This window comes from Streptomyces sp. KL116D, from assembly GCF_030766975.1.
Taxonomy (GTDB): domain Bacteria; phylum Actinomycetota; class Actinomycetes; order Streptomycetales; family Streptomycetaceae; genus Streptomyces; species Streptomyces longispororuber_A.
In genome coordinates this window covers 87,643-101,091 of record NZ_JASERH010000140.1, presented here as the reverse complement: position 1 = coordinate 101,091, position 13,449 = coordinate 87,643, and the positions used below count along the sequence as shown (strand labels likewise).

The window sequence follows — 13,449 nt, the reverse complement described above, 5'->3', positions numbered from 1 at the left end:
GGTGAGCGAAAAGAGCGACTTCAGGTGGGGGCCGGCCACGGGCATCGGCTCGATGCCCGGCGGTGACGCCCGCGAGGCGGCCAAGACCGTGACCGGGTCCTTCGAGGACTTCCCGTTCCTGGCCGAGCTGCCCGCACGCGGTCCCGGCGCCGACATGATCGGCCGGACCGCGGGGCTGCTCGTCGACCTCTACGCGCGCGTGGAGCCCAGCGGCTGGCGGATCGGCGACCGGCCGGGCCGCGACACCAAACGCGCGAAGTCCTGGCTCGGCGAGGACCTCGACGCGCTGGAGGAGTTCACGCAGGGGTACGAGGGCCCGCTCAAGGTCCAGGCCGTCGGGCCGTGGACCCTCGCCGCCGCACTGGAGTTGCGGAACGGGGAGGTGGCGCTCTCCGACCCCGGCGCCTGCCGCGACCTCGCCGGATCCCTCGCCGAGGGGCTGCGCGCCCACCTCGCCGACGTCCGCCGCCGGGTCCCCGGCGCCCGGCTCGTCCTCCAGCTCGACGAACCCTCCCTCATCGCCGTCCTGCGCGGACAGGTCAAGAGCGCCAGCGGCTACCGCACGCACCGCGCCGTCGACCGCCAACTCGTCGAGAGCGCGCTGCGGGACGTGATCGACGTGCACGACGGCCCCACCGTCGTGCACTCCTGCGCCCCCGACGTGCCGTTCGCACTGCTGCGCCGATCCGGCGCCGACGCCGTCTCCTTCGACCTCGCCCTCCTCACGGAGCGTGACGAGGAGTCGATCGGTGAAGCGGTGGAGGCGGGCACGAAGCTGTTCGCCGGTGTCGTGCCCGGCGTCGACGGTCCATTGTCAGACCCTGCCGGTAGCGTCATGGGTGTCAGGACGCTGTGGCGCAGGCTGGGGCTGAATCCGGGATCGCTCGCGGATGCGGTCGTGGTCACCCCGTCGTGCGGACTCGCGGGCGCCTCTCCCGCGTACGCCCGCGCGGCCCTCGCCCACTGCGCCCGGGCGGCGAGATCACTCGCGGACAACCCTGAGTGACCGGGGACGAAGGAAATCGGGAGGACGAGACGGTGGCTGCCGCAAGCGCTGGAAACACGCCGGAGACGAAGGACTCCGTGCCCGCCGAGGCGCGGGACGAGCACGCCCAGCTCGCCGAGCAGATCGAGGAACACCGCTTCCGGTACTACGTGAAGGACGCGCCGGTCGTCTCCGACGCCGACTTCGACAAGCTGCTGCGCTCCCTGGAAGCGCTGGAGGAGAAGTACTCGGAGCTGCGCACCCCGGACTCCCCGACGCAGAAGGTCGCGGGGAACTACGCGACGGAGTTCACGTCCGTCGAGCACCGCGAGCGCATGCTCTCCCTCGACAACGCCTTCGACGACCTGGAGCTGGCGGCCTGGGCCGAGCGCGTCCAGAAGGACGTCGGCACCACCGACTACCACTTCCTGTGCGAGCTGAAGGTCGACGGCCTCGCGGTCAACCTGACGTACGAGAACGGGCGGTTGACGCGCGCCGCCACCCGCGGCGACGGCCGCGTCGGCGAGGACATCACGCCCAATGTGCGCACGATCGCCGAGATCCCCGACCGCCTCAAGGGCGACCGCATCCCCGCCCTCGTCGAGATCCGCGGCGAAGTCTTCTTCCCCATGGAGAAGTTCGAGGAGCTGAACGCGCGACTGGTGGAGTCCGGCGACAAGCCGTTCGCCAACCCGCGCAACGCGGCGGCGGGTTCGCTCCGCCAGAAGGACCCGCGCGTCACCGCCACGCGTCCGCTGCACATGGTCGTCCACGGCATCGGCGCCCGCGAGGGTTTCGACATCGTCCGCCTCTCGGAGGCGTACGACCTCCTCCACGAATGGGGCCTGCCGACCGCGAAGCACAACAAGGTGGTGGACGACCTCGACGGCGTCCGGGAGTTCATCGCGTACTTCGGGGAGAACCGCCATTCCGTGGAGCACGAGATCGACGGTGCCGTCGTCAAGCTCGACGAGATCCCGCTCCAGGGCCGCCTCGGCTCCACCGCACGCGCCCCGCGCTGGGCCATCGCCTGGAAGTTCCCGCCCGAAGAGGTCAACACCAAGCTGGTGAACATCCGGGTGGGCGTCGGCCGCACGGGCCGCGTCACGCCGTACGCGCAGGTGGAGCCGGTCACGGTGGCGGGCTCCGAGGTCGAGTTCGCGACGCTGCACAACCAGGAGATCGTCAAGAAGAAGGGTGTCCTCATCGGGGACACCGTCGTCATCCGCAAGGCCGGTGACGTCATCCCCGAGATCCTCGGCCCCGTCGTCGACCTGCGCGACGGCAGCGAGTACGAGTTCGTGATGCCCGCCGACTGCCCCGAGTGCGGCACCCCGCTGCGGGCCATGAAGGAGGGCGACATCGACCTCCGCTGTCCGAACGCGCGGACGTGCCCCGCCCAGTTGCGGGAGCGCCTCGCCTACCTGGGCGGCCGCCAGTGCCTCGACATCGAGAACTTCGGCGAGGTCGCCGCCGCCGCGCTCACCGCCCCGCTGGAGCCCGCCGAGCCGCCGCTCACCGACGAGGGCGATCTCTTCGACCTCACCATCGAGGAGATCCTGCCCATCAGGGCGTACGTCCTCGACGCCGACAGCGGACTGCCCAAGCGCGACCCGAAGACCGGTGAGGACAAGGTCGTCACGGTTTTCGCCAACCAGAAGGGCGAGCCGAAGAAGAACGCGGTCGCGATGCTGGAGCACATCGCCGCGGCCAAGGACCGCCCCCTGGCCCGGATCATCAACGGGCTGTCGATCCGGCACGTCGGCCCCGTCGCCGCCGAGGCCCTCGCCCGCGATTTCCGCTCCATCGACCGCATCGACGAGGCCACCGAGGAGGAGCTCGCCGCGACCGACGGCGTCGGCGGGATCATCGCCGCCTCCGTGAAGCAGTGGTTCGCCGAGGACTGGCACCGCGAGATCCTGCGCAAGTGGCGCGAGGCCGGTGTCCGCATGGAGGAGGAGGGCGCCGGCGAGGAGCAGGGGCCGCGGCCGCTCGAAGGACTCACGGTCGTCGTCACCGGCACCCTGCAGAACTTCACGCGGGATGGCGCAAAAGAGGCCCTGCAGAGCAGAGGCGCCAAGGTGACCGGTTCCGTTTCCAAGAAGACGTCTTTTGTCGTCGTCGGGGACAACCCGGGATCGAAGTACGACAAGGCCATGCAGGTGAAGGTTCCGGTTCTGGACGAGGACGGGTTCGCCGTCCTGCTCGAACAGGGGCCGGAAGCAGCCACCGACGTGGCGCTTCCCGCCGAAGAGTCGACCCAGCAGTAGCGGTTGAAGACCACCCGTTCAGCGCATACCAGATGCATACGAGTGGCCGGGTCGCATTCGGGCAACCGCGCTCGGGCGCGTCCGTCTGGTGCCCGTGGAAGCCTTCTGCGGCCTACTGTTGAGGTGTGCGCCTGCCGTGTCCTGCTGCGGATGGGGCATCTCCTGCTCATCAGAAGCTCATCCGGAGCGGGGGAGCGGGCAGCGGACGTGGGCACCGCCGGCTGTGAGAGGGACGGGAATGGAACCGACCGATAGCGCCGCCCCGGACTCACGCCTGCGCCCGCGCCGACGCGTTCGGCGCGGCGGCACGGCTCGAAGCACGGACGGGGGCGACGGCATCGAGAGCGGTCGCGGGGAGAACGAGCGCGGTGGTGTGGTGAACTGGCGCAATTGGTGGCGCGGGAGCGGACTGGGTCTCGTCCGCCCGGGCGCGGATCGGACACGTAGGGCCGCGGCCGACGGCCCACCGGGCCTCTCGCCCCCTGCGGGCAGCGGCAGTTCACGCCCGGCCGACCCCGAGGGCACCGGCCCCGGCGCGGCCGTCGTACCGGGTGAGCGCCGCACGGCGGGTGCCCGCGTCCCGGGCGCTCCCGCGGTGCACGGCGGCCTCGCCACCGGAGTGACCGCGGACGCCGGCGTGCCGGGCGCACCCGTCGGGCCGCCCGGCAGCGGCCGGGTCGGCGCGGCCACCCCCGCGCGCAACCACCAGACGGGCCCCGCCGACACCTCGCGGGCCGCCGCGCTCCCGCTGCTGCCCGGCGCGATCGTCACCGGCGCCGCCGTGGTCCTCGCCGCCGGCTTCTACCGAGCGTTCACCGGCAGCCACGCCCTCTTCCCGTCCGGCACCGTCGGCTGGTCCCTCGCCGTCCTGACCGGCATCATCGTCGGCCATCTCGTCGCGCTCGGCCGCGACCGCTGGTGGGGCGGCACCGGATCGGGTGCCGCCCTCACCCTCGCCGTGCTGCTCCTGTACGGCTGGGTGCCCGCCGGGATGGTCAGCCTCACCGTCGTCGTCCTCGTCGGCGCCGCCCGCCGGCACCGCTGGCGCCAGGGCGTGCTGCACGGCGCCATCGACATCCTCGGGATCGGGGCGGGCGCGCTGGTGCTCGCCGCGTTCGGCCGGGTGCCGTCGGTCGAGTCCCCGTGGAAACCGGAGACCTGGGACCTGTACGCGGTCCCCGAAGTCGTCCTCGTGGCGTCCGCGTACCTGCTGGTCACGCGGGCGCTGCTCTGGTACGTGCACGCACCGCGCCCCCACGGACTGCCCACGGTCGCCCGCACGGCGCTCGTCCGGCAGGGCCTGGTCGGTGTCGCGCTGCTCGGCATCGCGCCGCTGGTCTGCGTCGTCGCGATCGCCCTGCCCGTGCTGCTGCCGCTGTTCGCGGTCCCGCTGATCGCGCTCGACTCGACGCTGTGGATCGCGCGGGCCCGCGCCGAGGAGCAGCTGCGCGACCCGCTCACCGGGCTGCCCAACCGGCAGTGGCTGCTGGAGCGGACCTGGACCGCGCTCGACGACGCCGAGCGGATCGGGGCGCGCAGCGCGCTCATGCTGATCGACCTCGACCGCTTCCGGTCGGTCAACGACACGCTCGGTCATCTCGCCGGTGACCGGCTCCTGTTGCAGATCGCGGACCGGCTGCGGGCCGCCCTGCCGCGCGGGGCGGAGGCCGCGCGGCTCGGCGGCGACGAGTTCGCCGTGCTGCTCCCGGTCGCCGACTCCACGACGTCCGCGACCCGCGTGGCCCGCAACCTCGTCGCGGCGCTCGGTTCGCCGTTGGACCTGGACGGGCTGACGCTGGTGCTTGAGGCGAGCGCGGGACTCGCGGTCTTCCCCGACCACGCGCTGGACGCCGAGGGGCTGCTGCGCCGGGCCGACGTCGCGATGTACCAGGCCAAGCGGGACCGCACGGGCGTCGAGGTCTACGAGTCGAAGCGCGACTCCAACACCCCGGACCGCCTGGGCCTGTTGGGCGATCTGCGCCGCGCGCTCGACGCCGGGGACGTGGAGCTGCACTACCAGCCGAAGGTGCGCTTCGACGGGCAGGTGGCCGGTCTGGAGGCGCTCGTCCGCTGGGTGCATCCGGAGCGAGGGAAGGTTCCGCCGGACGAGTTCATCGCCATCGCCGAGTCGTCCGGGCTCATGCCGCACCTCACCGAGTACGTGCTGGAGACGGCCCTGGCGCAGGTCGCGCGCTGGCGGGCGCAGGGCCTGCACGTGCCGGTCGCGGTGAACGTGTCACCGCGTGACGTGCACACGCCCGGGTTCGCCGGGGCGGTCGCGGCGCGGCTCGCCCGGCACGGGGTCCCGGCCGGATCGTTGCAGCTGGAGATAACGGAGCACGTGCTCCTGGAGGACCCGCAGCGCGCCGCCGACACCCTGGCCGGGCTCACCGGGCACGGCGTGAAGATGTCGCTCGACGACTTCGGCACCGGCTACTCGTCGCTCGTGCACCTGCGGCGGCTCCCGGTGAGCGAGCTGAAGATCGACCGCTCCTTCGTGGCCCGCCTCGCCGTGGACAACGAGGACGCGGAGATCGTGCGCTGCACCGTCGACCTCGCGCACTCCCTCGGACTGCTGGTCGTCGCGGAGGGCGTCGAGGACGACGAGACGTGGGAGCGGCTGCGGGACCTCGGCTGCGACGCGGTGCAGGGGTGGCTGGTCGCCGCCGCGATGCCGCCGGACGAGACGACCGCCTGGCTGCGGGCCCGGGGCGACCGGGGCTGGCAGCGGGAGCCTGCGGCGCTTCCGGCGGCTCAGGGAGACGATCCCCGGCCCTTCAGCTGAGCTCGGCCCGAAGCGGGGGCGGGGGCGCCCTCCGGGTGGGGGGGGCTGTGGGGGTTCGTCGGCGGGTGCGGGCTCGTCGTGGCCGGGCGCGCAGTTCCCCGCGCCCCCAAGAATGGTCACCCGATGTGTGCTCGTTGTGTGCTCGTTCGTGAGCGCGACGCCGAGGTGATCGGCGGCTCCGGGGAAACCGTTTAGGGGGCACGGGCCCGCGCCCCATAGGATTGGGCCCAAACCACACACACTCACCCCAGAGGATCGCTGCATGCCTGGCATCACGCGCGAGGAGGTCGCCCACCTCGCCCGGCTGGCGCGTCTGGAGCTGAAGCCCGAAGAGCTCGACCACTTCGCAGGCCAGCTCGACGACATCATCGGCGCGGTCGCCCGCGTCAGCGAGGTCGCCGACCAAGACGTACCGCCGACCTCCCACCCGCTGCCGCTGACGAACGTCATGCGCGCGGACGAGGTCCGTCCGTCGCTCACCCCCGAGCAGGCGCTCTCCGGCGCCCCGGCCCAGGAGCAGCAGCGTTTCAAGGTGCCGCAGATCCTGGGGGAGGACTAATCACCATGACGGACATCATCAAGCTCACCGCCGCCGAGATCGCCGGGAAGATCGCTTCCGGCGAGCTCACGGCCGTCGAGGTCACCGAGGCCCACCTGGCCCGGATCGAGGCCGTCGACGAGAAGGTGCACGCCTTCCTGCACGTCGACCGCGAGGGCGCCCTGAAGCAGGCCGCCGCCGTCGACGCCAAGCGCGCCGCCGGCGAGAAGCTCGGCCCGCTGGCCGGCGTCCCGCTCGCGCTGAAGGACATCTTCACCACCGAGGGCATCCCGACCACCGTCGGCTCCAAGATCCTCGAAGGCTGGATCCCGCCGTACGACGCGACGCTGGTCAAGAACCTCAAGGCCGCCGACGTCGTCATCCTCGGCAAGACCAACATGGACGAGTTCGCCATGGGGTCGTCGACGGAGAACAGCGCGTACGGACCGACGGGCAACCCGTGGGACCTGACCCGCATCCCCGGCGGATCGGGTGGCGGCTCCAGCGCCGCCCTCGCCGCGTACCAGGCCCCGCTGGCCATCGGCACGGACACCGGCGGCTCCATCCGCCAGCCCGCCGCCGTCACCGGCACCGTCGGCGTCAAGCCGACCTACGGCGGCGTCTCCCGCTTCGGCATGGTGGCCTTCAGCTCCAGCCTCGACCAGGGCGGGCCCTGCGCCCGTACGGTCCTGGACGCGGCCCTGCTGCACGAGGCCATCGCCGGCCACGACCCGCTCGACTCCACGTCCATCGACGCCCCGGTCCCCGCGGTCGTCGAGGCCGCGCGCAACGGCTCGGTGCAGGGCATGCGCGTCGGCGTCGTCAAGCAGTTCCGCGGCGAGGGCTACCAGGCCGGTGTCGTGCAGCGCTTCGACGAGTCCGTCGAGCTGCTGAAGTCGCTGGGCGCCGAGATCGTCGAGCTGGACTGCCCGACGTTCGACCTGGCGCTGTCGGCGTACTACCTGATCGCGCCGTCCGAGTGCTCCTCGAACCTCGCCCGGTTCGACGCCATGCGCTACGGCCTGCGGGTCGGCGACGACGGCACGCACTCCGCCGAGGAGGTCACCGCGCTCACCCGCGAGGCCGGCTTCGGCGACGAGGTCAAGCGCCGCATCATCCTGGGCACGTACGCGCTGAGCTCCGGCTACTACGACGCGTACTACGGCAGTGCCCAGAAGGTCCGCACGCTCATCACGCGCGAGTTCGAGGCCGCGTTCGAGCAGGTCGACGTCATCGTCTCCCCGACGACGCCGACCACCGCCTTCCCGATCGGCGAGCGCGCCGACGACCCGATGGCGATGTACCTCGCGGACCTGTGCACCATCCCGACCAACCTGGCCGGCAACGCCGCCATGTCGCTGCCCTGCGGCCTGGCCCCCGAGGACGGCCTGCCGGTCGGCCTGCAGATCATCGCCCCCGCCATGAAGGACGACCGCCTGTACAAGGTGGGCGCCGCCGTCGAGGCCGCCTTCGTGGAAAAGTGGGGACACCCGCTGCTCGAGGAGGCTCCGTCGCTGTGAGTGCAATCGGTAAGGCCAAGGGCTTCAAGAAGTCCAAGTCCGGCACGTACCTGTCGATCGGGACGACCGCTTTCGGCGCGCTCAGCGTCGCCAAGCAGGCGAAGAAGGCCCGCAGCGAGAACGACACGCTGCGCCTCGTCGACGCCGTCGTCTCCGCCGCCGCCATCGCCACGGGCCTCGCCCTGCTCCTGCGCGAGTTGAAGCGCCTGGGCGACGACGACGTCCTGCTGGGCTGAGAGGGAAGTACCAGAAATCGTGACTGCCACGACCACTCCCGAGCTGCTGTCGTACGAGGACGCACTCGCGTCGTACGACCCGGTCATGGGCCTCGAGGTCCATGTCGAGCTCGGCACCAAGACGAAGATGTTCTGCGGCTGCTCCACCGAGCTGAAGCAGGACGCCAACAGCCAGACCTGCCCGACCTGTCTCGGTCTGCCCGGCGCGCTGCCGGTCGTGAACGAGATCGGCGTCGAGTCGGCCATCAAGATCGGCCTCGCGCTGCACTGCGAGATCGCCGAGTGGTGCCGCTTCGCCCGGAAGAACTACTTCTATCCGGACATGCCGAAGAACTTCCAGACCTCCCAGTACGACGAGCCCATCGCCTTCAACGGCTACCTCGACGTCCAGCTGGAGGACGGGGAGGTCTTCCGCGTGGAGATCGAGCGCGCCCACATGGAGGAGGACACCGGCAAGTCGACGCACGTCGGCGGTGCCACCGGCCGCATCCAGGGCGCCTCGCACTCGCTGCTCGACTACAACCGGGCCGGCATCCCGCTCATCGAGATCGTCACCAAGCCCATCGAGGGCGCGGGCGAGCGGGCCCCCGAGGTCGCGAAGGCGTACGTCGCGGAGCTGCGCGAGGTCATCCGTTCCCTCGACGTGTCCGAGGCCCGGATGGACAAGGGCCAGATGCGCTGCGACGTGAACCTGTCGCTGCGTCCCCACGGGACCGAGAAGTTCGGCACCCGCAGCGAGACGAAGAACGTGAACTCGCTGCGTTCCGTGGAGCGTGCGGCCCGGTTCGAGATCCAGCGCCACGCGGCGGTGCTCTCCTCCGGCGGCACGATCGTGCAGGAGACCCGGCACTTCCACGAGGAGGACGGCTCCACCACCTCCGGCCGCATCAAGGACAACGCCGAGGACTACCGGTACTTCCCGGAGCCCGACCTGGTCCCCGTCGCCCCGTCCCGCGAGTGGGTCGAGGCGCTGCGTGCCGGTCTGCCGGAGCTGCCGCTCGCGCAGCGCAACCGGCTGATCGAGGAGTGGGGCATCACCGCCCACGACATGCAGTCGATCCGCAACGCGGCGGCCGTCGGCCCGATCGTCGCCACCATCAACGCCGGTGCGGACTCCACGTCGGCCCGCAAGTGGTGGATGGGCGAGCTGGCCCGCTCCGCGAACGAGCAGGGCGTCGAGCTCGGCGAGCTGCCCATCACGCCGGAGCAGGTGGCGCGCGTGTCGGAGCTGGTCGCCAAGGGCGACCTGAACGACAAGCTGGCCCGCCAGGTCATCGACGGCGTCCTCAAGGGCGAGGGCACGCCCGACGAGGTCGTCGAGAAGCGCGGCCTGAAGGTCGTCTCCGACGAGGGTGCGCTGACCACGGCCGTGGAGGAGGCGATCGCGGGCAACGCCGCGATCGCCGACAAGATCCGCGGTGGCAAGGTCGCCGCCGTCGGCGCGCTCGTGGGCGCCGTCATGAAGGCGACCCGGGGCCAGGCCGACGCGGCCCGCGTCAAGGAACTGATCCTGGAGAAGCTGGGCGTCAGCGAAGGCTGAGTGTCTTTTCCGGAGGGGCTGGACACGTCCAGCCCCTCCGGCGTGTGAGGAGCGGGGTCCGGGGCGGAGCCCCGTGGAACGGAGCAGCACCTTTTGAGTACGACCTCGGCCGAAGTGCTGGCCGTCACCCTCCTCCTGCTCACCCTCGCCTTCGCGGTGGTCCGCCCCCGCAACTGGCCGGAGGCCGTCGTAGCCGTACCGGCCGCAGCGGTCGCCGTGGCCACCGGCAGCGTCAGCGCCACCCACGCCTGGGCCGAGACGAAGGACCTCCTCCCGGTCGTCGGCTTCCTCGCCGCGATCCTCCTCCTCGCCCAACTCTGCGCCGACGAGGGCCTGTTCAAGGCCGCCGGCGACGCCGTGGCCCGGGCCTGTCACGGCAGCCCGACACGCATGCTCGGCGGCGTCTTCGCCGTGGCCGCCGCGATCACCGCCGTACTGAGCCTGGACGCCACTGTCGTCCTGCTCACCCCGGTCGTCTTCGCCACGGCCGCCCGGATCGGCGCCCGTCCGCGCCCGCACGTCTACGCGAGCGCCCACCTCGCCAACTCGGCGTCCCTCCTGCTGCCCGTCTCCAACCTGACGAACCTGCTGGCCTTCGCCGCGAGCGGGCTCACCTTCCTGCGCTTCGCCGGGCTGATGGCGCTGCCGTGGCTGGTCGCGATCGCCGTCGAGTACGCGGTGTTCCGGCGGTACTTCGCCGACGACCTGGCCGCCCCGGCGCACGAGCCCGACGCCGAGGCGCCCACCGGCGTCCCGGTGTTCACGCTGACCGTGCTGGCGCTCACCCTCGTGGGCTTCGTCGTCACGTCCTTCGCCGGGATCGAACCGCTGTGGGCGGCACTCGCGGGCGCCGCCGTGCTGGGCGCCAGGGCGCTCGCCCGGCGCCACAGCACCCCCGGCGAACTGCTCAAGGCCGCCAACCTGCCCTTCTGCGTCTTCGTCCTCGCCCTCGGCATCGTGGTCAAGGCCGTCGTCGACAACGGCCTCGGCGACGCCATAGGGCGCCTCCTGCCCGACGGCTCGTCGCTGCCCGCGCTGCTCGCGATCGCCGGGGTGGCCGCGGTGCTCGCCAACCTCATCAACAACCTGCCCGCGATCCTCGCCCTGCTGCCCGTGGTCGGCCCGGCCGGTCCCGGCCCGGTGCTCGCCGCGCTGATCGGCGTGAACCTGGGGCCGAACCTCACCTACGTCGGCTCCCTCGCGACCCTGCTGTGGCGGCGCATCGTGCACGCCCACGGCACCGAACCGGAGCTGGGCGAGTTCACCCGGCTCGGACTGCTGACCGTGCCCGCGACGCTGCTCGCCTCGACCGTCGCGCTCTGGGCCGGACTGGCCGTCCTCGGCTAGCAGTTGGACCTTTGTCACGGACGCTTGGACGTTTACGCCTTGGCTGGTTCTCGTACTTCCCAGGGACATCTGGCCTCGCTACCGTCCCCGCCGAAACAGTCAATGGGTCGGTAGCAGACCATTACGCGCGGAGGTCACCCGTGTCCCCGGAGTCCCCGGAGTTGTCCCGCAGACGCCTGCTGGCCGTCGGAGGAGGCGCGCTCGGCGTCGCCGCCGTCGGGTCGTTCCTGCCGCCCTCCCTCCAGCAGGCCCTCGCCGCACAGGCCGAGGCGGGAGCGCCGCCCCGCGGCGGCCTCGACGCCGTCGAGCACGTCGTCATCCTGATGCAGGAGAACCGGTCCTTCGACCACTACTTCGGCACCCTGCGCGGCGTGCGCGGCTTCGGCGACCGCAACGCCATCCGGCTGCCCAGCGGCAAGAGCGTCCTGGAGCAGCCCGGCGCGCTGCGCACCGTCCTGCCGTTCCCGGTCCGCGAGGCCGCCGAGACGCAGAAGAAGGACCTCCAGTACATCGGCGCCCTCGACCACTCGTGGTCCGGCGGCGCCAAGGCCTGGCACGACGGCTGGCACGACGGGTGGATCACCGCGAAGACCGCGGCCACCATGGCGTACTACACGCGCGAGGACATCCCGCTGCACTACGAGCTCGCCGACACCTTCACGGTCTGCGACGCCTACCACTCCTCCATCCACTCCTCCACCAGCCCCAACCGCAACCACCTGTGGAGCGGCAAGACCGGCTACGAGGCGAACGGCAACCGCGCCGTCGGCAACGACGCGTACGACGAGGGCACCCACCCCGGATACGACTGGGGCACGTACGCCGAGCGCCTGGAGAAGGCGGGCGTCAGCTGGCGGACGTACACCGAGTGGGAGAACTTCACCGACAACCAGATCGAGTTCTTCACCACCTTCAAGGCGATCGCGAAGAAGGTCCTCGCGGGGACCGGCCTCACCTACATGGAGGCCTTCTACGCGAAGGTCCGCGACGCCAAAGACGACGCCGAGCGCGCGACGCTGCTGGCCGGCCTCGACAAGGGCGTCGCCACGCTCACCAAGAGCGAGCGGTCGCTGTTCGAGCGCGCGCTGCGCCGCGTGCCCACCGGGAAGCTCGCCGAGACCTTCGCGGCCGACGTCGCCGCCGGGAAGCTGCCCCGCGTCTCCTACCTCGTGCCGTCCGCCGTCGACTCCGAGCACCCCTCCGTGTCGTCGCCGATCCACAGCGCGACCATCGTCTACAAGGTGCTCGACGCCCTCGCCTCGCACCCCGACGTGTGGCGCAAGACCGCCGTCTTCATCAACTACGACGAGAACGACGGCTTCTTCGACCACGTGCCGCCGCCGGTGCCGGGCGCCGACGTGACCGAGGAGCACTGGAAGGGCCTGCCCACCGGGCTCGGCGTGCGGGTGCCGATGCTGGTCGTCTCGCCGTGGACCGTGGGCGGCTACGTGTGCTCGGAGGTCTTCGACCACACCTCGGTGATCCGCTTCCTGGAGCAGTGGACCGGGGTGCGCGAGCCCAACATCGGGGCCTGGCGCCGCCAGGTCACCGGTGACCTCACCGGCGCCTTCGACTTCCGGCACGCCGCCCGCCGGCCCTCCGTCGAGCAGCCGGGCCCGGTCCCGGAGTTCAGCGGCCGCTGGGCCCCGCAGCCGCCCCTGAACCAGACGATGCCCGAGCAGGAGCCCGGCAGCAGGCCCGCCCGCCCGCTGCCGTACCAGCCGGACGCCTGGGTGCGGACCGCCGACGGGAAGCTGACGCTGCACCTCGACAACTCCGGCCGCTCCAGCGCGCACTTCGCGCTCTACCCGTACGCGGGCGAGTTCACGGCGCCGCTCCACGTCGACGTCGTACGGGAGGCGACCGTGGCCGTGCCCGTCCGGGACGGCGCCTACGACTTCGTGGTGACCGGGCCGAACGGTTTCCGGCGCGAGTTCCGGGGCCGTGCGGACGCCGGGGCCGACGTCACGACCACCGTGGACGCGCGGGCCCGGGCGCTCCGGATCCGGCTGCGCGCCACGGGCGACACGGCACGGACGTTCACGGTGGGGAAGCGGACCGTCACCGTGCGGGCCGGGCGGACGGTGACCGTCGTGCACGACGCGGGCAAGGAGCACGGCTGGTACGACGTCGAGGTCGCCACGGTCGGCACGGACGGGACGGACGGCCCGTACCGGCGGCTCATGGGGCACATCGAGAACGGGCGGCCCAGCGTCTCGGGCTGACCG

Annotated in this window: 9 protein-coding genes; all 9 read left to right on the top strand. The window is 71.8% G+C overall.

Annotated features, from left to right (window positions below):
• Position 1 precedes the first annotated feature (1 nt).
• A complete protein-coding gene (locus RBJ77_RS54340) occupies positions 2 to 1,006 on the top strand; it encodes a methionine synthase (RefSeq protein ID WP_372351796.1) in 1,005 nt (334 codons plus the stop codon).
• 32 nt (positions 1,007 to 1,038) lie between these two features.
• Positions 1,039 to 3,255 (top strand): NAD-dependent DNA ligase LigA, encoded by a 2,217-nt coding sequence (gene ligA / locus RBJ77_RS54335; protein ID WP_372351795.1) that lies wholly within the window; start codon positions 1,039 to 1,041, stop codon positions 3,253 to 3,255.
• A 238-nt stretch (positions 3,256 to 3,493) separates the two neighbouring features.
• Positions 3,494 to 6,040: an EAL domain-containing protein gene (locus RBJ77_RS54330; RefSeq protein ID WP_372351794.1), complete on the top strand. Its 2,547-nt coding sequence runs from the start codon at positions 3,494 to 3,496 to the stop codon at positions 6,038 to 6,040.
• A gap of 262 nt (positions 6,041 to 6,302) precedes the next feature.
• Complete coding sequence (gene gatC / locus RBJ77_RS54325) at positions 6,303 to 6,599, top strand: Asp-tRNA(Asn)/Glu-tRNA(Gln) amidotransferase subunit GatC (RefSeq protein WP_018531282.1); 297 nt, start codon at positions 6,303 to 6,305, stop codon at positions 6,597 to 6,599.
• A 5-nt stretch (positions 6,600 to 6,604) separates the two neighbouring features.
• Positions 6,605 to 8,098: an Asp-tRNA(Asn)/Glu-tRNA(Gln) amidotransferase subunit GatA gene (gene gatA / locus RBJ77_RS54320; protein WP_255968148.1), complete on the top strand. Its 1,494-nt coding sequence runs from the start codon at positions 6,605 to 6,607 to the stop codon at positions 8,096 to 8,098.
• On the top strand, positions 8,095 to 8,334 hold the full coding sequence (locus RBJ77_RS54315) for a hypothetical protein (protein ID WP_255968146.1): 240 nt from the start codon (positions 8,095 to 8,097) through the stop codon (positions 8,332 to 8,334). Before gatA ends, RBJ77_RS54315 begins: the two co-directional genes overlap by 4 nt.
• Before the next feature lie 19 nt (positions 8,335 to 8,353).
• Positions 8,354 to 9,874 carry an Asp-tRNA(Asn)/Glu-tRNA(Gln) amidotransferase subunit GatB gene (gatB, locus tag RBJ77_RS54310; RefSeq protein ID WP_255968144.1) on the top strand — a complete coding sequence of 507 codons (1,521 nt, stop codon included), beginning with the start codon at positions 8,354 to 8,356 and terminating at the stop codon, positions 9,872 to 9,874.
• Between the two features lie 93 nt (positions 9,875 to 9,967).
• Positions 9,968 to 11,221 (top strand): SLC13 family permease, encoded by a 1,254-nt coding sequence (locus RBJ77_RS54305; RefSeq protein ID WP_372351793.1) that lies wholly within the window; start codon positions 9,968 to 9,970, stop codon positions 11,219 to 11,221.
• A 140-nt stretch (positions 11,222 to 11,361) separates the two neighbouring features.
• The gene (locus RBJ77_RS54300; RefSeq protein ID WP_372351792.1) at positions 11,362 to 13,446 is read left to right on the top strand and encodes a phosphocholine-specific phospholipase C; all 2,085 of its coding nucleotides are present in this window, start codon (positions 11,362 to 11,364) and stop codon (positions 13,444 to 13,446) included.
• Positions 13,447 to 13,449: the final 3 nt, after the last annotated feature.